We start from the raw sequence: 23,203 nt of genomic DNA, 5'->3' as shown, positions 1-23,203 counted from the left end.
TGGGCACCAATCCGTGCAGACGTACCCTCATCCGGCCCTTTGGGCCACCTGCTCCCGACGGGAGAAGGCTGAGACTGCGTCGTTGATTGACTGGCTTGGCCATAAGCTCAGCCGACATACTTTCATGCGCTCCCCGGGCACTTGTTCAATGGGGAGAGGCAATCCGCGCTTGCGCTCGTTTGTCGGGGCATTTTGCGGCGCGTCGGTCGGTTAGGCTGTGCGACCAACCTGGGAGGGTGCACGGTGAAGCGAGCAATTGCGTGGTCGGTGATGGGAGTGCTTGGCGTTTGGAGCGCTGCGACTGAAACAGTGTTGGCATCTGCAGCGTCCGCAGCAGCAACGCCGATTCCGAGGCCGGCATCAACGGCATCATCTGCCTCTACTCCCTCGGCGAATAAGCTAGAAGCCGCCGTTGTAGATGCTGCTACTCCGCCAGCAGCACCCGCCGGCGCACTACGCGTCTACACGTCCGCCCAAGGCGCACCGCAGCAGATGCGTGTCAGCACCGCCGATGCGCCCAGGGTAGGGCATGCGCTGACCGAAAAAGAGAACTCCATCTTCGTCAATCCGCAGCGCCAGTTTCAGGAGCTGCTGGGCATTGGGGGAGCGATTACCGACTCCAGTGCGGAGACCTTTGCCAAGCTACCCAAGCCTGCGCAACGCGCGCTGCTCACCGCGTACTACGACCCACAAAAGGGCATCGGCTATACATTGGCGCGCACCACCATCCATAGCTCGGATTTCAGTAGCGGCAGCTACACCTACATCAAGGAAGGCGATGCAGCGCTGAAGAGTTTTTCAGTCAAGCACGATGCGAAATACCGCATTCCGATGCTGCGCCAGGCCATCGCTGCGGCCGGAGGCACGCTCACCACGTTTGCGAGCCCATGGAGCGCACCGGCCTTCATGAAAGACAGCAACAACATGCTCAAGGGCGGCAAGCTGTTACCGGAGTATGCGCAGGTCTGGGCCAGCTACTACACCCGTTTTATCGCTGCCTACGAAAAGGCCGGCATCCCGATCTGGGGCATCAGCCTGCAGAACGAGCCGATGGCGGTGCAGACCTGGGAGTCGATGCTGTTTTCGGCCGAGGAAGAGCGCGACTTCTTGAAGAACCATCTTGGCCCGACTATGGCGAGCGCCGGCTATGGCGAACGCAAGATCATCGTGTGGGACCACAACCGCGACATGATGGTGCACCGCGCGCACGTGATCTTCGACGACCCGGACGCGGCCAAATACGCGTGGGGCATGGGTTTTCATTGGTACGAAACCTGGGCTGGATTCGAACCGATGGTGGAGAACGTGGCAGCAGTGGCGCAGGCATACCCGGACAAGCATCTGCTGCTCACCGAAGCGGCGGTGGAAAAGTTTGACCCCGCGAAGTTGCAGCACTGGCCCAATGGCGAGCGCTATGGCACCGCCATCATCAACGACCTCAATCATGGCGCGGTGGGTTGGACCGACTGGAACATCCTGCTCGACCAGAACGGTGGGCCCAATCATGTGGGCAATTACTGCTTTGCACCGGTGCACGCCGACACGCGCACGGGTGAGGTGACTTATACGCCGAGCTATTGGTATATCGGCCACTTTTCCAAGTTCATCCGGCCGGGTGCGCGGCGGGTGAGTGCGGCCAGTAGCCGCAGCAATCTGATGACGACTGCATTTGCCAACCGCGATGGCTCACTGGCGACGGTGGTGATGAATGCCAGCGACGTGGCAATCCGCTATAACCTGTATGTGGGTGAGGCGTCGAGTGAATTGGAGATTCCGGCGCATGCGATCCAGACGGTGGTGATGACGCAGTAAGCGTGGATGGTGCTCGGAGTGTTGGTGGAGCTTGCGTACCCTCATCCGCCCTTCGGGCATCGTCTCCGGGCTGGAGAAGGGGAGGCTTTGGTGTGATCGAAGCCGGCAGTGAGTCACCACGGGTGGATCGACGCTGCTCAAATGTTGTGCGCCATATGTACGTGTAACGCAGGACAGGCGCTGTTGCATCACATGGCAGTCAACCGATGCAATCCTTTAGCGAGAACCGGTACGTGAAACGACACCATTGTGTAGGCGTGGACGGTGCACGCAGCGGCTGGATTGCGGTGTGGGAGGTGGACGAAGCGCTGGCATTTGCGTATTACGCAACGGTGGCCGAGCTGACGGTGGCGTTGCGCGACGTGGAGGTGCTGGGTGTCGATATTCCGCTGGGCTTGAGTGAGCACGCCTCACGCGCGGCAGAGGTACAAGCGCGCCGCTTTGTGGGTGGGCGCCGTGCGTGCAGCATCTTTGCGGCGCCGTTGCGCGACATCTTGCAGGCTGAAACACAAGCAGAAGCATCGGCGTTGCATCGCGTGCTGGATCATGAAAAGCAACGCGGCTTTGGTGTGCAGTCGTTTGCGTTGCTGCCCAAGATTCGCGACTGGGACAGCGCGTTGCGTGCAGACCCCGCATGGGCGGAGCACGTATTTGAGGTGCATCCGGAAGTGTCGTTTGCAGCGCTTGCCGGCGGGCAAGGCCTGGCGGCACCCAAGAAAAGCAGCGAAGGACACCGACAACGGCGCACCTTGTTAGGCGATCACTACGGTGCGGAGCGCGTTGCGTCGCTGCTGGAGCGCGTGCCGCGCGCATGTGCCCAGCCAGACGATGTGCTCGATGCCCTGGCGGCCCACTGGAGCGCGCAGCGCATTGCCGCAGGAACCGCTGGCAGTCTGCCAGCGGTGGTGGAGCGCGATGCCTGCGGGTTGCGGATGGGCATCTATTACTGAGCCGACGCCGGTGCCGACATCGAATACGGCCGCTGCGCCGGGTCGGTGGCCCATTGTGTGTTCGGTGTTGCCTGCATGCGCACGCGCAGTTCGCCGCCGGCCTGAATCTCCTGATGGGTCAGGTAGGCGCGGGTCAGCGGCTGTCCGTTGAGGGTGGCGCTGCCGATATACGGGCGCGCTTTGCTCACGCCGTCTGCGATGACGCTGAAATGCTTGCCGTTGGGCAGGTTGAGCGTGGCGCGCGGCAGGAACGGGCGGCCGATGATGTATTGGTTGCTGCCCGGCGCGACCGGATAGAACCCCAGTGTGGTGAACACGTACCAGGCCGACATCTGGCCGAGGTCGTCGTTGCCGGCCAGGCCTTCCGGGCCGGCATGGTATTGGCTGTCCATGATTTGGGTGAGGCGCGCCTGCGTGCGCCACGGCTGGCCAGCGTAGGCGTACAGATAGGCGACGTGGTGGCTGGGTTCGTTGCCGTGTGCGTACCAGCCGATCAGTCCGGTGATGTCTTCCATGTGCTCAAACACCTTGGGGTCGACCTTGGCGTCGAACACCGCGTCCAGCCGCGTAAGCAGCTTGTCTTCGCCGCCATGCGCGGCGGCGAGCCCGGCGACATCCTGCGGCACGTACCACGAGTACTGCCACGCATTGCCTTCGGTGTAGTCGCTGCCGTAACCGCTGGCCGAGGGGTCGAACGGTTCGCGGAATGCGCCGGCGCGGGTGCGGGCCCGCAGGTAGCCGGTGGCCGGGTCGAAGGCATGCTTCCAGTTGCCGGCGCGTTTGGTGAATTCGGTGGCAATCTCCCGCTTGCCGAGCGCACCGGCCATGCGCGCGATGGTCCAGTCGTCGAAGGCGTATTCCAGTGTCTTGGATGCGGCTTCGCCTTCTTCGTCGATGGGTACGTAACCCAGCTCGCGGTATTGCGCGATGCCATCGTAGGGGCCGTAGTTGGCGCTGGCGACCATGGCATCGAGCGCTTCGTTGGCATCGAAGCCGCCGATGCCTTTCATGTAGGCATCGGCAATCACCGGCACCGCGTGGTAGCCGATCATGCACCAGGTTTCCAGGCCGTGGAATGCCCAAACGGGAAGGATGCCGTAGGCACTTTCGCGGCGCGACGCGAGCAGGGAATTGACCACGTCGCTTGTGCGTTGCGCTGGCTGCACCAGGGTCAGTAACGGATGCAGTGCGCGATAGGTGTCCCACAGCGAGAAGGTGGAATAGTTGGTCCAGCCAGTGGCCTGATGCACGGCGTTGTCCGGCCCGCGATAGCGGCCATCGCTGTCCATGAACAGCGTGGGCCCGAGCAGGGTGTGATACAGCGCGGTGTAAAGCTGGGTGCGCTGTTGCGGCGTACCTTGCGCATCGATCGCCGACAGCGCCTGGGTCCATTGCGCGCGCGCATCGGCGCGGACGCGGTTGAAATCGAAGTCCGGCACTTCGGCCTGCAGATTGGCGATGGCGCCATCTTCGCTGACCGGCGACAGCGCCACGGTGACCACCAGCGGTGTGCCGTCGTTGGCGACATCGAATACGCCGACCAGTTGCCGGCCTTCGATCTGCGCGCGTTGCGCGGGGTGCTTGTCGCCCGGCGGCGGGAAGCCCTTGTACGGGATGTCCTGCTCGGTGTCGTGCAGCTGGGTGGCGGTGAGCGGGCGCGAAAAACGCATGGCGAAATACAACTGCCGCCCCGGTGCCCAGCCGCGTGTTTCGCGAAAGCCGGTGACGGTGCCATCGCTGCGCACACGCAGCCGCGACCACTGCACCTTGCCCGGATAGTCGTACAGGCTGGTGCGCAGATCCACCAGCACATGTGCCGGCTTGCCCTTGGGGAAGGTATAGCGGTGCACGCCCACGCGTGCGCTGGCGGTGAGCTCGGCACGGATGGCGCGGTCTTTCAGCGTCACTGCGTAATAGCCGGGTTGCGCCTGCTCGCTGGCGTGATCGAACTGCGCGGTGTAGCCGCTGCCGGGCTTACTGGCATCGCCGCGCTCCAGCTTGACCTCGCCAACTTGCGGCATCAGCAGGATGTCGCCCAGATCCGAATGCCCGGAGCCGGAAAAATGCGTGTGCGAGAACCCGACGATGGTGCTGTCGCTATGCCGATACCCCGCAGCCCAGCCGTATGCCTCCTTGCGCGGTTTGATCTGCGTATCCGGGCTCAACTGCGCCATGCCGAACGGCACCGTGGCACCGGGATAGGTGTGTCCTTCGCCGCCGGTGCCGATGAACGGGTCCACCGCGTTGAAGGCAGACTCGGCCGCGCGTGGCGCTGCGCTGCCGGCAGTGACAGCAAGGCTGGCAAGCAGCACCAGCCAACGCAGAGGCGAGGATGCGATCGATCTATGCGGCATGCGAAACGTCTCCGGCGGATGCAGCGCCGGACCGTAGCACAGCGGCGTTGCCTGCCACAGGCGTCGCGCTGTGTGCGACGGATTGATCGTTGTTGGGGTCGCTAGGTGCTTATGGGATGGCGATGCGCCGTTAAGCGAGCACGCAAGCAGCGGTGCAGCAGCCATACCGTGCGAGGTGGACGCGCGACATGCGGCTCCCTCGTAGACGACTACGCGTTGCGATGCTTCAACGTGTGCGTCTGCGTAAATCAGCATCTGATATTCAACGACGTCGCACGTCGCACGTCGCACACCGCACACCGCACACCGCCATCGTCAATCGATCTGCGCGATGAAATGTTGCGCGCTGCCCGCCTGTGCCTTGACCTGCCCGGCTTGCTTGCCACTGATATGTACGAGCAAGGACTTTTATGATGCGTACGCCAGCTGTGCCGCTGCACGCGGTAGCTGCATGCAACACCACCTCGCTGTGTGCGGCCAACACGATGTGCGCCACTTGCTCGGCAACGTCAACGGCAACGGGTTTGTCAGCAGCTTGGTCAACGCAGCTGGACACACCGCAAACCACGGCCTCGGCGGGAGAGCTGCAATACACAGAATGACGCTACAGCTTCCAGACACCCACGCGCAGTCCATGGCGTGAACGACACGCAGGGTATTTGCGTCCCGCAGCATGAAACTGAACTGGTCGGGTGGGCGCACTACGTAACGGCAACGCGCAGCTGAAATCCTTGGCATTCGCCCGCATATGACGCAGATGGATTTGTTCGATACCCCCGTCGCACCCTTGCAGGTGCTGGACGATGCCGAAGGCGGCGTGCGCTATTGGCCGCAGCTGCTGACGCCTGCACTGGCGCTGGAGTGCTTTGCGGCACTGCGCGAGCGCGCCGACTGGCACAGTCAGCGGCGTGAGATGTACGACCGCGTGGTGGCGGTGCCGCGGTTGCTGGCCTCTTACCGGTTGGACGCGGCCTTGCCGCCCGGCCTGCCGTTGCAGCGCCTGCTCGATACGGTGCAGGCGGTGTTGCCCGCCCCGTACAACACAGTGGGGTTGAATCTGTACCGCGATGGGCACGACAGCGTGGCGATGCATCACGACGCGCTACACACGCTGCTTGCGCCACATCCCATCGCGCTGCTGTCGCTGGGGGTTACAAGGCGCATGCATCTGCGTGCGAACGATGGCCGCAGCCGCACCATCGGTGTGGAGTTGGCATCGGGCAGCCTGTTGGCGATGAGCCATGCCTCGCAGCTCACGCACACGCATGGCATTCCCAAGACCAGCCGGGCGGTGGGCGAGCGCATGAGCGTGGTATTTCGTGTGCGTCCGGCCGAGCGCATGGCGGCAGGGCAGCACGGCCCGCATTGGCAGCCGGCGCAGCGCTGATGCACATGCGGGCAGTCGATTGGCCGGTGGTGCTTGGCTGAGCGAGGGTGGTTTTACAGCGACCTGCACGCGCGTCTCTGGCAGCTGCCTGCGCTCGCGTGCGCTTTCCACTGCGTGTCGTCTGGTATGCCTGACATTGCCTATTTCGGGTGATTGCCATTGCCGTCACCACTGGCCATGCTTGCATGCACCCCCCCTCAAATGCTGCCGATCCATGCCTCTGGACGATACCCGTCACCATCAGATGTTTCCCGAGCTGGACGCGGGCCAGTTGGCGATCACGCGGCGCTTTGCCAGCGGGCCGGCGCAGCGGTTCGACGCCGGCGAGATTGTGTTCGAGGTCGGCGATGCGCACGCACCGGTGTGGGTGGTGCTGGAAGGCGCCATCGAGGTGGTGCGCCGCGACGGGCTGGGCAACGAAAAGCCGATCACCCGGCACACGCCAGGCCAGTTCACCGGTGAGGTGAGTCAGCTGGCCGGTCGCGCATCGCTGGCGGCCGGACGGGCCGGGACCGACGGCTGCCTGGCGCTGCCCTTCGACACCGCGCATCTGCGCGCGCTGATGATCAGTTCGGCCGAAGTGGGCGAGGTGGTGATGCGTGCGTTGATCCTGCGCCGCGTGGGCCTGATCGAAGGCGATGCGTCGGGGTCGGTCTTGATCGGCGCGCCGGACGATCCGCATCTGACCCGTTTGCAGGGGTTCTTGACCCGTAACGGCTATCCCAACACGGTGATGGATGTGTCCGATGCCGAGGGCCGCGCCCTGGTCGAGCGGCTGGGCATCCAGAAGCACGATCTCCCGGTGATGGTCTGCCCCAGCGGCCGCGTGCTGCGCCAGCCCAGCGATGCCGAAGCCGCGCATTGCCTGGGCATGACGCCGGACATCGACCCGGACAAGCGCTACGACGTGGCGATTGTGGGCGCCGGCCCTGCGGGTCTGGCGACGGCGGTCTACGCCGCGTCCGAAGGCTTGTCGGTGCTGGTGATGGACCAGCGCGCCATCGGCGGGCAGGCCGGCGCATCGGCACGCATCGAAAATTATCTGGGCTTTCCGACCGGGATTTCCGGGCAGGCGCTGGCCGGCCGCGCCTATAACCAGGCACTGAAATTCGGTGCAGAGTTGGCCATCCCGATCGAAGCGGCAACGCTGGAGTGCAGTCGCGACGACGGCGCGCTGCGTCTGGATCTGGCCGACGGCAAGCAGCTGCTGGCCAGCACCGTGGTGATCGCCTCGGGCGCGCGCTATCGACGCCCGCAGATCGAAGGGCTGGACCGCTTCGAAGGCCACGGCGTGTCGTATTGGGCCTCGCCGGTGGAAGCGCGCCTGTGCGCGGGCGGCGTGGTGGCGCTGGTGGGCGGTGGCAATTCTGCAGGGCAGGCGGTGGCGTTTTTGGCGCCGCGCGTCAAGGAGCTGCACCTGATCATTCGCGGCACCGGGCTGGAAGCCTCGATGTCGCAATACCTGATCGAGCGCATTGCCGCGTTGCCCAACGTGCACCTGCATACCGGCACCGAAGTGACCGCGCTGGAAGGCGACCACGATCGCGGCTTGCAGGCTGCTGTGCTGCGTACGCGCGGCGACGGTGCAACCACACGCGTGGAGTTGCGGCATCTGTTTTTGTTTGTCGGCGCCGATCCCAATACCGCGTGGGTGCAGCAATGCGTGGACACCGATGCGCGTGGCTTCGTCATTACCGGCACCGCGCGCGGCGACGGCGTGCCGGCGTGTCTGCCGCTGGAAACCAATCGCCCGGGCGTGTTCGCCATCGGCGATGTGCGTGCCGGCTCGGTCAAGCGCGTGGCGGCTGCGGTGGGCGAGGGTGCCGCCGTGGTCGCACAGATCCATCAATATCTCGCCCATCAGGCCAACCCGGTGCCGGCCTCCGAACTTGCCAGCGCCCATCAGGAGTCGACCACCGCATGAGCCACCAGTGCACCCACACCACGCAGATTGAAGAGGTCACGCCGAGTGCGCGTGGCTGCGAAGAGTGTCTTGCCATCGATAGCGCCTGGGTGCATCTGCGCCTGTGCCGCATCTGCGGCCACGTGGGCTGCTGCGACGATTCCCCGCATCGCCATGCCACCGCGCACTATCACGCCACCGGCCATCCCATCATCGAAGGCTACGACCCACCCGAAGGCTGGGGCTGGTGCTATGTGGACGAAGTGGAGGTGGAACTGCCGGACCAGACGCCGCAGCTGGGGCCGATTCCGCGGTATGTGTGAGCGGCGCGTCGGGTTGGTGGGGTGCTGATGGTTGGCTGGGGCGCCGCTGGAAATCGGGAATCGGGAGTGGGGAATCGTTGGAGCGGTTTGTGTGCTGCTGAGGTCTTACGTGTTTGGGTGGTGTGTTGCTGATGGTTGATGGGGCGGGATGATGGGTGTGCCGCTTCGCCCACTTCACTCATGCCGCGCACGCAGCGTTGCTCACTCCGGCCACTGCACCTGCGGTAGCAGGCCGATCTGCGGTCTGGCGAACAGGTAGCCTTGCTGCAGGTGGATGCCCATGTCGCGCAGGGTGCGGTATTCCTCGGGTTCTTCAATGCCTTCGGCGATTACGGCGATGCCGAGTTCTTCGCACATACGGGTGACGTGGCGCACGATCGCCTGGCGGCTGCGGTCGGTGTCGATGCCGCGGATCAGGGCGATGTCCAGCTTGAGCAGGTCCGGCTGGAAGTCGGCCAGCAGGCCGAGCCCGGCATAGCCGGCGCCGAAGTCGTCGATGGCGGTCTTCATGCCGCGCGCTTGGTAGGTTCGCAGGATGTCCAGCAGATGCGCGGGATCGGTGAGATGTTCCTGCTCGCTGACCTCGAAGATGATCGCGTCCAGCGGCCAGCCATGTTGCGCAGTGGCCGAGAGCGTGGCGCGCAGGCAGTGCTCGGGGTTGTAGACCGCATTGGGCATGAAGTTGATCGACAGCAGTGCCGGTAGCGCGATCTGCGCGGCGCATTCGATCGCCTTGATACGGCAGGCCTGGTCGAAGGCATAGCGGTTGCGCTCATCCACGGCGGCCAGGATGCTGCCGGCCGACTCGCCGTTGACGCCGCGCACCAGTGCCTCGCCGGCATATATGCTGCGCGTGGAGACGTCCACGATCGGCTGGAAGGCCATGGTGATGGCGGTGGGAAAGTCGCGGCCGTCGCGGCAGGCGTTGCAAACAGGAAGTTGGGTCATGGCGTAGAGAAAATCGTACGGCGTGGATCGAGCTTAGAGTGGCTAACACAACATAGCGAGCAGTCGCCAGGTGGATGTGGACCGCGCGCTCAGAACCGGAGTGTACGAGTGGTACATGCTGATTCCGAGCACCGGCCGCGCCCGCCTGGCGGTTGCACAATCCTTTTGCTTGTTGCTCTTGATCCTATCGGCCGCAATGGCGCGTCATTGAGCCTAAATTGCGCATCGCAGCATCCTCACCCTGCGCGTGGTCGGGCTCGGCGATAATGTGCCATCGCTCGCATCGGACGCCCAATGACCGCTCTCACCGAACGTTACGCCCAGGCCGTGGATTACGCGCGCATCGCCCATGCCGGACAGGTGCGCAAGGGGACGCAGATTCCGTACCTGAGCCATTTACTCGGCGTGTCTACGCTGGTGCTGGAATGCGGTGGCGATGAAGAGCAGGCCATTGCCGGTTTGCTGCACGATGTGGTGGAAGACTGCGGCGGCGGGCACGAGGCCTCGATCCGCGCGCAGTTCGGCGATACCGTGGCCGACATCGTGATGGCGTGTACCGATGCCACTGCCGAAGACAAGGCGGAGGTGGACAACACCGAGCGTGCGCGCAAACGCGATTGGCGCGAGCGCAAGCAGGCCTACCTGGAGCACCTGCGCAAGACACCCGAGCGTGCGCTGCTGGTGTCCGGCTGCGACAAGCTCTATAACGCGCGCACCATTGTGCAGGACCTGGAAAACCCCGCCGTGGGTCAGGACATCTTCAACGTGTTCACTGCCGGGCGCGAAGGCACGTTGTGGTACTACGGTGAACTGGAAGCCATCTTTCGCACCCGCAATGCCGCCACCGCGCGGCTGTTTAGTGGCGTTGTCATGCGCATGCAGGCGTTGGCCGATACCGGCGAGCAGCCGGTGCCGGCGCATGCGTTGGGATGAGCGGGTTGTAGAGCAGCCGGCAACACGACTGCGCTCATCGCCAGGGGCGCGCTGCCGAGGTGTGGTTCCCATCGATACACGGCCAGGTTGCTAGGTGCGATTTACGGTGTGGATGCGTCGATTGCAGAGCGGCTGAGTTGCGGCCTGGCTGCAGGGCCCTTGGCCGCCCACCATCGCGGGACACGCTGCAAGTACGTCCTTGTAAGCTCTTACGCGGCATCCATGCCGCGTAAGGTCCCGCGACGGTGGGCGGCCAAGGACCAGTCGAGATGGTCCTTGTGCAGGGTTGCAAGCAATGCATGGTGTGCCTCTGACTCGCTAGCTCACCTGCAGTTCTGCGACCCTCATCAGCAAGCCACAATTCACAAGACCACCAGCTTTTTACTTAATTTACCGACCAGCTCTCTGGCGCGGTGTCCTCGCCGCTTGCGGGACCGTGTGGCGGCATGGATGCTGCCACCGAGCCTCCACCGAAGGATTCACGGCGTGTCCCGCGAGCGGTGAGGGCACCGCGCCTTCGACTAACCAGACTTTTGATCCGAGCATCTGCCTGCATCTAAACGACGCTACGATGTTGCAACGACATCGGCTGCATGCATGCCGCGCTAGGCTAGGGCGCTGTCGAATGTCGGTTCGCTAGTCATGTCTAACGCAACGTCGTCTTCCTCCGGCCTGGTGTGCGTGCGCGGTGCGCGCGAGCACAACCTCAAGAATGTGGACGTGGACATTCCGCGCGATGCGCTGGTGGTGTTTACCGGGGTGTCCGGCTCGGGCAAGTCGTCGCTGGCGTTCGGCACTATCTTTGCCGAGGCGCAGCGCCGCTATCTGGATTCGATTTCGCCGTATGCGCGTCGCCTGATCGACCAGGTGGGCGTGCCGGAAGTGGATGCCATCGATGGGCTGCCGCCAGCGGTGGCCCTGCAGCAGGCACGCGGCGCACCGAGTGCGCGCTCGTCGGTGGGCAGCGTCACCACCATCTCCAACTCGCTGCGCATGCTGTATTCGCGTGCGGGCAGTTATCCGCCTGGGCAGGAGATCATCTATGCGGACGGGTTTTCGCCCAATACGCCGGCCGGCGCCTGTCCCACCTGTCACGGCCTGGGCCGCATCTACGACGCCACCGAAGCCACCATGGTGCTCGACCGCAGCCTGAGCATCCGCGAGCGTGCGGTGGCCGCCTGGCCGGGCGCCTGGCATGGGCAGAACCAGCGCGACATCCTCACCACGCTGGGCCACGATGTAGATGTGCCGTGGCACACGCTGCCGAAGAAAACCCGCGACTGGATTTTGTACACCGATGAGCAACCGGTGGTGCCGGTGTATGCCGGCTACAGCCTGGACGAGGTCAAGCGCGCACTCAAACGCAAGGAAGAGCCCAGCTACATGGGCACCTTTACCAGTGCGCGGCGCTATGTGTTGCACACCTTTGCCAGCACGCAGAGCGCGCAGATGAAAAAGCGCGTGGCGCAGTATCTGGTCAGCACGCTGTGCCCGCAATGCGATGGCAAGCGGCTGCGACGCGAGGCGTTGTCGGTGACCTTTGCCGGGTTGGATATCGGCGAGTTGTCGCGCAGGCCGCTGGATGAAGTGGCCGAGCTGTTGCGCCCGGCCGCCGATGCCGATGTGCGGATGCAGGCAAAGAAGAAGGGCGCCACGCAGCACCCGGAACAGGTGATCGCCGCGCAACGCATTGCCGAGGATTTGCGCGCGCGGATCGCCGTGGTGCAGGCGCTGGGCCTGGGTTATCTCAGCCTGGAGCGCAGCACGCCCACGCTGTCGCCGGGCGAGCTGCAACGCCTGCGGCTTGCCACGCAGATCCGCTCGCAGTTGTTCGGCGTGGTGTATGTGATGGACGAGCCATCGGCGGGCTTGCATCCAGCCGATGCGCAGGCGTTGCTGGGCGCGCTGGACCAGTTGAAGGCGGCGGGTAACTCGGTGTTCGTGGTCGAGCACGAGGTGGATGTGATCCGCCATGCCGACTGGATCGTGGACGTGGGCCCTGCGGCCGGCGTCCATGGCGGGCAGGTGCTTTATAGCGGGCCGCCAGCGGGTCTGGACGCGGTGGCGGCATCGTCCACGCGGCGTTATCTGTTCGGCACGCCACCGGCGGTGCTAAGTCATGCGCGCGCCGCGACCGGCTGGCTGCAGCTGCGCGGCATCACCCGCAACAACGTACGCGCGCTGGATGTGGATCTGCCGTTGGGCGTGTTCACCACGGTGACCGGTGTGTCCGGCTCGGGCAAATCGTCGCTTGTGAGCCAGGCGCTGGTGGAATTGCTGGCCGCGTATCTTGGTCATGCAGAGTCTGAAGAGGACGACGCACTGGACCCCTTGGAGCGCGACACGCAGGTGCCGCTGGGTGGTGCGATCGTCGGCGGGCTCGATCGCGTGCGCCGGCTGGTGCGGGTGGATCAGAAACCGATCGGCCGCACGCCGCGCTCCAACCTGGCCACCTACACCGGCTTGTTCGATCCGGTGCGCAAGTTGTTTGCGGCCACGCCCACTGCGCGCCGTCGTCGCTACGACCCCGGGCAATTTTCGTTCAACGTCGCCAAGGGCCGCTGCGCCACGTGCGAAGGCGAAGGCTCGGTGTCGGTGGAACTGCTGTTCATGCCCAGCGTGTACGCACCGTGCCCCACCTGCCACGGCGCGCGCTACAACGCCAAGACGCTGGAGATCGAACTGCGCGGGCACACCATCGCGCAGGTGTTGGCGATGACAGTGGATCAGGCGGCGGCATTTTTTGCCGACGACGCCAGCGTGTTGCGGCCGTTGCAAGTGTTGCGCGAAGTGGGGCTGGGGTATCTGCGTCTGGGCCAGCCGGCCACCGAGTTGTCCGGTGGCGAAGCGCAGCGCATCAAGCTGGCCACCGAACTGCAACGCGCACAGCGGCGCGACACCGTCTACGTGCTGGACGAGCCCACCACCGGCCTGCATCCGTCCGACGTGGATACTTTGATGACCCAGCTGCAAGGACTGGTGGACGCCGGCAATACGGTGATCGTGGTCGAGCACGATATGCGCGTGGCCGCCAGCAGCGATTGGGTGCTGGACATGGGGCCGGCCGCGGGCGGTGCCGGCGGCAACGTGGTGGTTGCCGGCACGCCGGATGCGGTTGCGCGGCACCGTGCCAGCCGCACCGCGCCGTTCCTGGCACAGGTGCTGGCCGGAGCGTAAAGCGCAGCGACATCCGGTGCGCCGCGGTTGTCCAGCACTCGCAACATCAGCCGGTGCAGCGGCGGTCTCAGCAGCGGCGTGCTTGGAGCAACCGTCGAAGCGACTGCGCCGGCAGCGAACGCGCGCTGCCTGTGCTCGACGGTGCCATGTACCTCGGCTGCCCCGCGGCGCCTGTGCGCCGTCCACGACCTATTGGCAGCGGCACGCTGTGTTTTGTTGATTACTCAGCCCAATAACTCGAATTGCGCATGCACGCCATCGGCTTCGGCAGATGGCGCAAGCCATACATCGAACAGGCCCGACTCCACGATCGGGGTCATTGCCTGCCCGACAAACACCAGATGCGCGCGACGCAGCTCGAACTGCACGCTGACGCTACCGCCGGCAGGCACCCTGACCTTGCGGAAGTCCTTGAGCTCACGCACCGGGCGGGCAATGCTGGCGGTGCGGTCGCGCAGATAGAGCTGCACCACTTCGTCGGCGTCGCGGCTGCCATGGGTGCTGATGCGTGCGGTGATCTGCAGGCTGCCGGTCGCCGTCATCTGCGGCGCGCTTAGCTGCAGATCGGTGTAGGCGATGCGCCCGTAGGTCAGGCCATGGCCAAACGGGAACAGGGCCGTGTTGGGCACGTCGCGGTCATGCGTGGTGTACCGCTGCAAGCCGTGCAGATCCAGGTTGGGGCGGCCGCTGGGCGGGTGCGCACAGGTGTAGGGCACCTGGCCTGCGGCATGCGGAAAACTCACCGGCAAACGGCCAGAGGGCGCCTGCACACCGCACACGATATCGGCAATTGCATTGCCGGCTTCCGAGGCCAAAAACCAGGTGACCAGGATCGCCGCGCTTTGCAGCGCCGGGCCTTGCAGCGCGAGCGCAGGGCCGGTGCTCAGCAGCAGCACGACCGGCGTGCCGGTGGCCGCCACTGCGGCCAGTCAGCGCAGCCTCTTGCAGCTGCCGATGCCAGCGCACGTTGGCGCCGCTGAACACGCCGGTTAGTTGCCCGGCCCGCGCCGCGGCCAACTGGTTGCGCCCGGCGCCGTCCTTGCTCGCCGGATTGGCGTTAATCGCTTTGTCGACCTGTTCTGCAGAACCGAAAAGACTACTAAGCTGGCCGGCCTTTTCTTCCACGCTCATGCGCGCGATCAACGCCTCGATGAAGGCCGGCCCACGCGATGGCCCCGGTGGCAGCGCCCAGCCGCTGGGAATACGCGACAGCACTGCGAGCGTGGCCGCACCACGAAGCAACTCACGACGTGTAGTGCGCGCAGGCATGCGGGAACCTTGCTGGGCAGAAGATGCGCTCACGCTACATCAGCGCGATGCCCTGCGACCGGTTGGGTTCGCATCGGATGTTGGGCTTGGGGAAGGCCGGTTCGCGCATCGGGCTGACGTTGCAACGAAGCGATGCAATGCCGGCACGCGCACCGGCCGCGCCGGCATTGCGCGGCTGTCCGCTTACAAGGCCGATGCTTGCAGATCGATCACAAAGCGGTAGTGCACATCGTTGTTGTGGACGCGCTCGAATGCGGCGTTGATGTCCTGCAGTTTGATCAATTCGATATCGGCCACGATGCCGTGCTGCTGGCAGAACGCGAGCATGCTGTGGGTGTCGGCGGTACCGCCGGTGCCCGAGCTGGTGACCTTGCGGCGGCCCATGGCCAGCAAGACCGGGCGGAAATCCAGTTGGTCGGGCAGGCCCAGCGTGCACAGCGTGCCGTCGAGATTGAGCGCCTTGAGCATGTCGTTCATGGGGTAGCTGCGCGAGACGGTGTCGAGGATGAAATCGAAGCGGTAGGCCTGCGCCTGCATTTGCGCCGCATCGGTGGAGACCACCACCTCGTGCGCGCCCAGGCGGTGCGCTTCGGCGGCTTTCTTCGGCGAGGTGGTGAAGGCGACGACATGTGCGCCCATGGCACGGGCGAACTTGATGCCGAGATGGCCAAGCCCGCCGATGCCGACCACGCCGACGGTGTGGCCGGGGCCGATGCCGTAGCGGTGCAGCGGCGCAAAGCAGGTGATACCGGCACACAGCAGTGGCGCTGCTGCCGCCGGGTCCAGGCCGTCGGGCAATGGGTAGACGAAGCGGGCGTCGGACACGTAGTACTCCGAATAGCCGCCGCGCGTGCGGCTGCCGTCCACGCGATCCACGCCATCGAAGGTCAGGGTGGGGAAGGCGTGGCAATACACTTCGTCATGCGCCTGACACGGCGCGCAGTGCCGGCAGGAGTCGACGATGGTGCCGATCATCACGCGCTGGCCCAGCGTAAAGCCTTCGACCTCCGCGCCCAGCTCGATCACTTCGCCAACGATCTCATGGCCCGGCACCAGCGGGTATTCGCTTGCCCACTTGTTCACCGAGTGCAGGTCCGAATGGCAGACGCCGCAGAACAGTACCTTGATTGCGACATCGGTGGCGCGTACCGCGCGGCTTTCGAACTGCCACGGCACCATGGCGCCTTCTTTTTCGAGCGCTGCATAGGCGCGGGTGGTGCGGCTGGCGCCGCTGGTGCGCGGATTGGTAGAGGTCATGGCGGTCGCTGTGCTTTACAATTGGCGGAACGTGTAAGATTTACGTATTTACAAACAATGTCAAGTGTAAAGCAATCGAAGGAGGCGGCTATCCCCGCCACAGCGCCTGCCGAAAGCAAGGAGGCGCGTGTCATGGAGACCGCGCTGCAGCTGTTTTTACGGCATGGCTACCGCAAGGTGAGCATGAGCGACATCGCCCAGGCTGCGCAGATGTCGCGGCCGTCGCTGTATGCCGCGTTCCCCAACAAAGAGGCGATCTTCGCCGCGCAGGTCGTGCGTCAGCGCGATATTTGCGCGGCCGCAACGGCGCAGCGCGTACGCGATACGCAGGACCTGCACACCCAGTTACGGCAGTTGTTCGATATCTGGGTGCTGGAGCCGGTGGCTGCGGTGATCGACTCTGAAAACGGGCTGGATCTGGTTGCCAACTGCGGGGTGTATGCGCCCGATGCGCTGGATGCGCTGTACCAGCAGATGGAAGACACGCTGGTGCAGCTGCTGCGCCCGCATGTGCGCGACAACAGCGCGATGTCGGCAGCCGATCTTGCCTACATCCTGCGGCTTGCCACCACCAGCCTCAAGGCATCGGCGGATAACGAAGCGGTGTTGCGCCGTTTGATCGCCGGTCTGATCACCATGGCCTTGTCCACGGTGCAGGCGGGCAGTGCGCAGACGCCGGGCAAGAAGAAGGCCGTACGGAGACGGTGATGCCGGTGGCGTGCAGGTGAGAAGGTTGGTGCGGCGTGTTGATCTGGAGTGGTCATCGCGTTTTGACGTCAGTCGTCAGTCGTCAGTCGTCAATCGGCACTGTGTCGTGTGCTCAACGGCAATAGATGGCGCGTGCTGGATGTCGGCGAGCTATGCGGTGTGCATCTGTTTGAGTGATTGAGCCTGGTTAGCTTGTGCTTGCAAGGCGCGTTCGCAATCACGCAGCGGGCCCGACATCGTGCAATGTCGAGCCCGTGGGGAGACGCCATCATCCCTGACTGCGAGATCCTGAGATCCCGCAGCAGGTCGCTCAGTCTGCCATCACCTTGTCCGGCGTCATTGGCGTGCTGCGGATGCGTTTGCCGGTGGCGTGGAAGATGGCATTGCAGATGGCTGCCGACACACCCACCTGGCCGATCTCGCCGACGCCTTTCGCCCCCAGGCTGCTGACCACGCGGTCGTCTTCATCGGCAAAGATCACCTCGATGTCGTGGATGTCGGCATTGGCGGAGACGTGATACTGCGCCAGATCGTGATTCATGAAGCGGCCGAAGCGGTGATCGGCCTGGGTATGTTCGTGCAAGGCCTGGCCGATGCCCCACACCACGCCGCCGATGATCTGGCTGCGCGCGGTGGTCGGGTTGAGAATGCGCCCCGCAGCAATCGCGCTGACCACGCGCGTCACCCGCACGCTGCCGAGCTCTTCGTCCACGCGCACTTCTACGAACACCGCAGCGTGCGTGGCACGGGTGTATTTGCGCTGTTTGAGCACGTTGGGCAGCAGCAGGAACTTGTCTTCGATCTGCTCCAGTTCGGCTGCACGCAACAATGCAGGTAACGCAATCGCGCTGCTGGCATCGGCACGCAATGCAATCGTGCCATCGGCAAACACCACATCGTCCAGCTTGACCCGCGCAAAGCGCGAGTTGGGCAAGGCCTGAGCCAGGCGCAGCAGGCGCGTGCGCAACTTGCCGCATACACCGTCCACCGCCGAGCCGATCGTGGTGACATGCGAGGAGCCGCCTTCGATAGGTGCGACAGGCAGGGTCGAGTCGCCAAGCTGGAAGGTCACCTGTTCCAGCGGCAGGCCCAGCGCTTCGGCAGCGATCATCGCCATCACCGTGTAGGTGCCGGTGCCGATATCGCTGGCGGCACTGCTCACCACCAGTCGGCCATCGGCGTGCAGCACGGCATGGGCGCGCGCAAACATCTGCATCGCATCCCATTGCCCGGTGGCCATGCCCCAGCCGACCCACTCGCGGCCTTCCTTGCGTGCGCGCGGCTGCGGCGGACGCTGTGCCCAGCCAAAGCGCTCGGCACCTTGCTGGTAACACTCGCGCAACGCCTTGCTGGAAAACGGCTTACCGTCAGCTGGATTGACCTCGGCGTAATTCTTCAGCCGCAGCGCCAGCGGATCGATGCCGACCTCGTAGGCCAGCTCGTCCATCGCCACTTCCAGCGCATGCATGCCATGAGTGGCACCGGGCGCGCGCATGTCCATCGGGCTGTACTGATCCAGGCTGACCAGGTTGTAGCCAAGATGCACGTTGTCGCAGGCGTACAGCTGCCCGCTCCAGTTGACCACCACCTCGACGTAATCTTCGATGCGCGAGGTCTCGGCGATGGCCTCGTGCCAGATGGCGCGCAAGCTGCCATCGCGGTCGGCACCGAGCTTGAGCCGCTGCACGGTTTCCGGGCGATGGCCGAAGGTAAACATCTGTTGCCGCGTCATCACCACACGCACCGAGCGGTCCAGCTTGATCGAGGCCATCACCGCCAGCGCCAGCTGATATTGCGGCCGCAGGCCGGAGCCGAACGCGCCGCCCACATACGGGTTACGCACGGTGACCTTGCGCTTGCTCAGGCCGAACACATGCGACACATACCAACGGCTGTTCTGCGAGCCCTGGGTCTTGTCGTAGATGGTGAAGTGGCCGTCTTCCTCGCGGATCACGGTGGAGGCGAACAACTCCATCGGGTTGTGGTGCTCCACACCGCTGTAGTAATCGGCCTGCACCTGACAGGCGGCATTGACGAAGGCGGTGTCCGGTTCGCCCCTGTCCTTGGGCGGTGGCGAAAATCCTGCCTTCAACGCCTTGGGTTTGTGCGCACGCTCCAGATTGGTCATCAAGTTGGTTGCGTGCGGCTCTTGCGCGTACTCCACCTGCACCAGATGCGCTGCATGGCGCGCAGCCTCGAACGTGTCTGCCACCACTAGTGCCACCGGCTGCCCGCTGTAGCGCACGTTGTTGTCGTACAGGGGGCGAAATGGCGAACCGGCCGGCGCTGTCATGTCCTTGTAGAACAGATCCATGCCACGCATGTGCGGGCGATTGTCGTGGGTGATGATCTCCAGCACACCCGGCACCGCGCGTGCGGCAGCCAGATCGAAGCCGACAATCGTGCCCTTGGCGATCGTGCTGCTGACCACCACGCCATAGGCCAGATCCGGCACCGGCCACTCCGCGGCATAGCGCGCCTGGCCTGTGACTTTTGCACGCCCATCGATGCGCGGTACACCGGTGCCGGTGGGGCGGAAGCCGGTGCCTTGATCGGCAACCGGCGGCGTCAATTCGCTGTTGGATAGATCGGTGTTGCGTGCGTTCATGGCGCTTGCTCCAGCGCACTGGTGCGCCCGCGGTTGTCAGTGGTGCCCTCGCGTGCGACCTCGAGTGCGCGCACGATGGCGCGGCGCGCCATTGGCAGCTTGAAGGCGTTTTCGCCCTGCGCTTGTGCACCTTGCAGCAAGACATCGGCCAGAGCTGCGAACGTGTCTGCGGTCGCTGGCAATCCCACCAGTTGCGCTTCTGCATCGGGATTGCGCCACGGCTTATGCGCCACCCCGCCCAGTGCGACACGCACCTCGCCAATGCTGCCGTCGTCCTTCAAATCCAGCGCAGCAGCCACCGACACCAGTGCAAACGCATACGACAGGCGCTCGCGGATTTTCAGATAGGCGCTATGGGCGACAAAGCGCTGCGCGTCGGGCAGATCGATATGCACGATCAACTCGTCCGGCGCCAGCGTGCTGTCCAGTTCCGGATGATCGCCAGGCAACCGATGAAAATCGGCAAAGGCAATATCGCGTTCGCCTTGCGGGCCTTGCACATGGACCACTGCATTCAGCGCCGCCAATGCCACGCACATATCCGACGGATGCGTGGCGATGCAGTGCGCGCTGGTGCCGAGAATGGCGTTGTACTTGGTCAGCCCGCCAATGGCCGAACACCCGCTGCCCGGTGCACGCTTGTTGCAAGGTGTGGCGTGATCGTAGAAATACAGGCAGCGCGTACGTTGCAACAGATTACCGCCGTTGCTGGCCATGTTGCGGATCTGCGGCGACGCGCCTGCCAGGATTGCCGCGCTCAGCAACGGGTAACGCGTCTCGACCTCTGGGTGATAGGCAGTGTCGGCATTGCGCGCGAGTGCGCCCAGGCGCAGGCCGCCCTCCGGCAGCGTGGTAATGCTGTCCAGCGGCAGGCGATTGATGTCGACCAGGCTGCTGGGGCGCATCAGCTGCAGCTTCATCAAGTCGGTGAGGTTGGTGCCGCCGGCGATCAGGCGCACGGATGCGTCGGAGGGCACCGGCTGCGGGTCGTTGCCGCGCGATGCGATGGCAGCGAGTGCGGCATCCACGCTGTCTGGGCGCGTGTAGTTGAGCGGGATCATGCCGGCACCGTCCCGGGCGTCCACGGCGTGGCAGCGCTGTCGCTGCTGTCGCTGGGCTTGCCCATCACTTCCATCACCGCATCGGTGATCTGCGGATACGCACCACACCGGCACAGATTGCCGCTCATCAATTCGCGTACCTGATCGCGGTCGTGCGCTTTTCCTTCATTGAGCAGGCCAACCGCAGAACACAGTTGCCCCGGCGTGCAATACCCGCACTGAAACGCATCGTGCGCGATGAAGGCGCGCTGCAGCGGATGCAGCTGGTCGCCATCGGCCAGACCCTCGACGGTGGTGATGTCGGCGCCGTCCTGCATCACCGCTAACGTCAGGCAGCTGTTGATGCGGCGGCCGTCGACCAGCACCGTGCATGCACCGCATTGGCCGTGATCGCAGCCCTTTTTGGTGCCGGTGAGATCGAGCCGATCGCGCAGCAGATCGAGCAGGCTGATCCAGGCTTCCAATTGCAATTGATAGGGCTGACCATTGATGCGCAGGTTGACCGGGTAAGTCGGCGCAGCGGTGGCGATTGCCGGCGCCGTGTGATCGGCAGTGGCGGGCGTGGCATTCATGCGAACCCCGTGGCGATGGCTGGGAGGAGGGGACTCACCTTGACGCGCGTAGGGTCAAGGTGCGGTGTAGGGACGGTGTAGATGTAGCGATGCTCGGTCGCGCTTGCGCATGCCAATCGCAATGCTGTGGCGTTCGCTCAGCTGCATTGCGATGGCGTGCAATGGGCAATTGGTTGCGTAGCGCAGTGGACCGCTTTGCAGGTGCGTTGCGCGTTGCGCGTCATCGTGGTGTCACCTGAATTGGCCAGGCTAGCCCACCCAGCGCAAGGGGAGCGCGCACGATGAAAGCCAACGCCAGCCGCGCGTGGACCCAGGTGTTCACGCAGCACGGATCTGTGCTGCGCGGTTTTTTTGTGCGCCGCGGTGCCAAGGAGGACGCCGAGGACCTAGTGCAGGAAACCTATCTACGCCTGTTGCGCGCGCAGCAGGACCAGGGCGAGGGCATCGCCAATCCGGAAGCCTATCTGTACACGGTGGCGCTCAATCTTGCGCGCGAGCAGGCGGTGCGCCGCAAGCAGGCGCCGTTGCAGATCGAAGAAATGGAACAGTTTTCGCAATTGCTGGCTGCAGGCGAGGATGTGGAAGACGCCGCGCACCGTCAGCAGCGCCAGCAACGGTTGCAGGCCTTGCTGGCGACCTTGCCCGAGCGCACCTGCGCGGTGCTGGTGATGCAATACCGCGATGGGCTCAGCTACAAACAGATCGCCGAGCGCATGGGCGTGTCTGCGCATATGGTCAAGAAACATGTGGTACGTGGGTTGTCGGCGTGCAGGCAGGCGGTTGCCGACAGCGGGGAGAGCTGGTGAGTACGCGTCTTTGGGCCACCCGCAGGGCTGCGAGCGAGGCCGCGCACTGGCATGCACTGCAACGCATGCAGGCGCTGGATGCACAGCAGCAAGCCAGCTTCATGCAATGGCTGACCGCATCGCCGCTGCATGTGCGCGAATACATGGCCGTGCTGCGCATGGCCGGTGAGCTGGGCGATGCCTTGCGTGGCATGCAGCTGGATGTGGATGCCTTGCTCGATGGCGATCGCCGTACGCGTGCGGCTGCAGCGTCGCGCAATGTGATCGTGTTGCCGTTGCCGTCGCGATTACCACAACCACAACAGCCTCGACATGCGCCGCCGCCGGGCCGCACCGATGGTCAGCGCAGTGCGCGTGTCCGCGGCTGGAGCCTGGGTTTGGCAGCAGCGGTGTGCGGTGTGGCGGTCTTGACCGGCTGGGCATGGCCGCGCACGCAGACCTATGCCACCGCGCATGGCGAGCAGCGCCGCGTGCAATTGGCCGATCGCAGCGTGGTGCATCTGAACGCGCTGAGCAGCGTGCGCGCGACCATGACGCCGTGGAGTCGTCGCCTGCAATTGCTGAAGGGTCAGGCCAGCTTTGAAGTGGCCCAGGACCGCCGTCGGTTGCAGGTGTATGCGGGCCGTCTGCGTGTGGAGGATATCGGCACCACCTTCGATATTGCGTTGTATCGGCAGCAGGCGCGCATCGAAGTCACCGAGGGCCGCGTGCACGTGTGGCGCGATGACCGCAAGCAGCAGCCGATGCTGGCGAACCTGGGCGCCGGGCAGAGCGCACGGATCGACGCTGTGTCCGGCCGGGTCGACGTGTCCAACGAGGATGTCGCCGCGATGCATGCGTGGTGGCAGCGGCGCATCGTGTTCCGCGACGCACCGCTGACCACCGTGGCCGAGGATTTCAATCGGCTCAATCGCACCCGCCTGCTCATCGACGATGCCGCCGCCGGCGCGTTGCGGCTCACCGGTAATCTGCGTGGCGACGATGTCGCCTCGCTGCGCGCGTTTCTCGACGACCAACCCAACCTGCTCGTGGTCGCTGCACCGGGCGTGTTGCGCGTGAGCAGCCGACCAGCGCAGGGCGCCGCTGCGCACTGACGACAGCGGCGGGGAGTGGCACCAATAGCACCGTCGTGGCC

Annotated in this window: 17 protein-coding genes and 1 other RNA gene; 10 read left to right on the top strand and 8 right to left on the bottom strand. The window is 64.6% G+C overall.

What is annotated here, in order from left to right; translation table 11 throughout:
- The first annotated feature begins 270 nt into the window (after positions 1-270).
- Complete coding sequence (locus tag RQH86_RS05770; protein WP_311240233.1) at positions 271-1,812, top strand: glycoside hydrolase family 30 protein; 1,542 nt, start codon at positions 271-273, stop codon at positions 1,810-1,812.
- A 233-nt stretch (positions 1,813-2,045) separates the two neighbouring features.
- A complete protein-coding gene (locus RQH86_RS05765; RefSeq protein WP_311240218.1) occupies positions 2,046-2,762 on the top strand; it encodes a DUF429 domain-containing protein in 717 nt (238 codons plus the stop codon).
- Here the strand turns inward: RQH86_RS05765 and RQH86_RS05760 are convergent.
- A complete protein-coding gene (locus tag RQH86_RS05760) occupies positions 2,756-5,116 on the bottom strand; it encodes a GH92 family glycosyl hydrolase (RefSeq protein WP_311240217.1) in 2,361 nt (786 codons plus the stop codon). The genes RQH86_RS05765 and RQH86_RS05760 overlap by 7 nt on opposite strands.
- A 757-nt stretch (positions 5,117-5,873) precedes the next feature.
- On the opposite strand from RQH86_RS05760, the gene RQH86_RS05755 reads away from it, so the two are divergent.
- The 3 genes from RQH86_RS05755 (at position 5,874) to RQH86_RS05745 (ending at position 8,729) form a co-directional block, all read left to right on the top strand.
- Positions 5,874-6,503 (top strand): alpha-ketoglutarate-dependent dioxygenase AlkB, encoded by a 630-nt coding sequence (locus RQH86_RS05755; RefSeq protein WP_311240232.1) that lies wholly within the window; start codon positions 5,874-5,876, stop codon positions 6,501-6,503.
- Positions 6,504-6,717: 214 nt separating this feature from the next.
- Positions 6,718-8,427: an FAD-dependent oxidoreductase gene (locus RQH86_RS05750; protein ID WP_311240216.1), complete on the top strand. Its 1,710-nt coding sequence runs from the start codon at positions 6,718-6,720 to the stop codon at positions 8,425-8,427.
- Positions 8,424-8,729, top strand: a complete 306-nt coding sequence (locus RQH86_RS05745; RefSeq protein ID WP_115512307.1) for a UBP-type zinc finger domain-containing protein — start codon at positions 8,424-8,426, stop codon at positions 8,727-8,729. The genes RQH86_RS05750 and RQH86_RS05745 overlap by 4 nt, the downstream gene beginning before the upstream one ends.
- Positions 8,730-8,930: 201 nt before the next feature.
- On the opposite strand, the gene RQH86_RS05740 is transcribed toward RQH86_RS05745, so the two are convergent.
- Positions 8,931-9,677 (bottom strand): EAL domain-containing protein, encoded by a 747-nt coding sequence (locus RQH86_RS05740; protein ID WP_311240215.1) that lies wholly within the window; start codon positions 9,675-9,677, stop codon positions 8,931-8,933.
- 40 nt (positions 9,678-9,717) lie between these two features.
- A non-coding RNA gene (locus RQH86_RS05735) (sX9 sRNA) lies at positions 9,718-9,794 on the bottom strand.
- A gap of 177 nt (positions 9,795-9,971) precedes the next feature.
- Here RQH86_RS05735 and RQH86_RS05730 point away from each other — a divergent pair.
- A complete protein-coding gene (locus tag RQH86_RS05730; protein ID WP_311240214.1) occupies positions 9,972-10,610 on the top strand; it encodes an HD domain-containing protein in 639 nt (212 codons plus the stop codon).
- A gap of 642 nt (positions 10,611-11,252) precedes the next feature.
- On the top strand, positions 11,253-13,787 hold the full coding sequence (locus RQH86_RS05725) for an excinuclease ABC subunit UvrA (RefSeq protein ID WP_311240563.1): 2,535 nt from the start codon (positions 11,253-11,255) through the stop codon (positions 13,785-13,787).
- Positions 13,788-14,011: 224 nt separating this feature from the next.
- Here RQH86_RS05725 and RQH86_RS05720 read toward each other — a convergent pair whose 3' ends face one another.
- Together RQH86_RS05720 and RQH86_RS05715 are read right to left on the bottom strand one after the other, a co-directional pair.
- Positions 14,012-14,707, bottom strand: coding sequence for a fibronectin type III-like domain-contianing protein (locus tag RQH86_RS05720; protein WP_311240564.1), 696 nt, complete (start codon positions 14,705-14,707; stop codon positions 14,012-14,014).
- 532 nt (positions 14,708-15,239) lie between these two features.
- On the bottom strand, positions 15,240-16,313 hold the full coding sequence (locus tag RQH86_RS05715; RefSeq protein WP_311240565.1) for an NAD(P)-dependent alcohol dehydrogenase: 1,074 nt from the start codon (positions 16,311-16,313) through the stop codon (positions 15,240-15,242).
- 132 nt (positions 16,314-16,445) lie between these two features.
- On the opposite strand from RQH86_RS05715, the gene RQH86_RS05710 reads away from it, so the two are divergent.
- Complete coding sequence (locus RQH86_RS05710; RefSeq protein WP_311240566.1) at positions 16,446-17,021, top strand: helix-turn-helix domain-containing protein; 576 nt, start codon at positions 16,446-16,448, stop codon at positions 17,019-17,021.
- Between the two features lie 310 nt (positions 17,022-17,331).
- Here the strand turns inward: RQH86_RS05710 and RQH86_RS05705 are convergent, their stop codons facing one another.
- Genes RQH86_RS05705 through RQH86_RS05695 form a run of 3 tightly spaced genes read right to left on the bottom strand, consistent with a single transcriptional unit; the run spans position 17,332 to position 21,262 of the window.
- The gene (locus tag RQH86_RS05705) at positions 17,332-19,629 is read right to left on the bottom strand and encodes a xanthine dehydrogenase family protein molybdopterin-binding subunit (RefSeq protein ID WP_311240567.1); all 2,298 of its coding nucleotides are present in this window, start codon (positions 19,627-19,629) and stop codon (positions 17,332-17,334) included.
- A complete protein-coding gene (locus RQH86_RS05700; protein ID WP_311240568.1) occupies positions 19,626-20,714 on the bottom strand; it encodes a xanthine dehydrogenase family protein subunit M in 1,089 nt (362 codons plus the stop codon). The genes RQH86_RS05705 and RQH86_RS05700 overlap by 4 nt, the downstream gene beginning before the upstream one ends.
- Positions 20,687-21,262: a 2Fe-2S iron-sulfur cluster-binding protein gene (locus tag RQH86_RS05695; RefSeq protein WP_311240569.1), complete on the bottom strand. Its 576-nt coding sequence runs from the start codon at positions 21,260-21,262 to the stop codon at positions 20,687-20,689. Before RQH86_RS05695 ends, RQH86_RS05700 begins: the two co-directional genes overlap by 28 nt.
- 281 nt (positions 21,263-21,543) lie before the next feature.
- Here RQH86_RS05695 and RQH86_RS05690 point away from each other — a divergent pair, with 281 nt between their 5' ends.
- Both RQH86_RS05690 and RQH86_RS05685 read left to right on the top strand, forming a co-directional pair.
- Positions 21,544-22,068 (top strand): RNA polymerase sigma factor, encoded by a 525-nt coding sequence (locus RQH86_RS05690; protein ID WP_115512300.1) that lies wholly within the window; start codon positions 21,544-21,546, stop codon positions 22,066-22,068.
- Positions 22,065-23,162 carry a FecR domain-containing protein gene (locus RQH86_RS05685; RefSeq protein ID WP_311240570.1) on the top strand — a complete coding sequence of 366 codons (1,098 nt, stop codon included), beginning with the start codon at positions 22,065-22,067 and terminating at the stop codon, positions 23,160-23,162. Before RQH86_RS05690 ends, RQH86_RS05685 begins: the two co-directional genes overlap by 4 nt.
- Positions 23,163-23,203: the final 41 nt, after the last annotated feature.

The sequence above is a fragment of the Xanthomonas sp. WCS2018Noco2-27 genome, from assembly GCF_031843525.1.
GTDB lineage: Bacteria > Pseudomonadota > Gammaproteobacteria > Xanthomonadales > Xanthomonadaceae > Xanthomonas.
The sequence above is the reverse complement of the archived record's forward strand: the minus strand, read 5'-3'. Positions and strand labels throughout refer to the sequence as shown.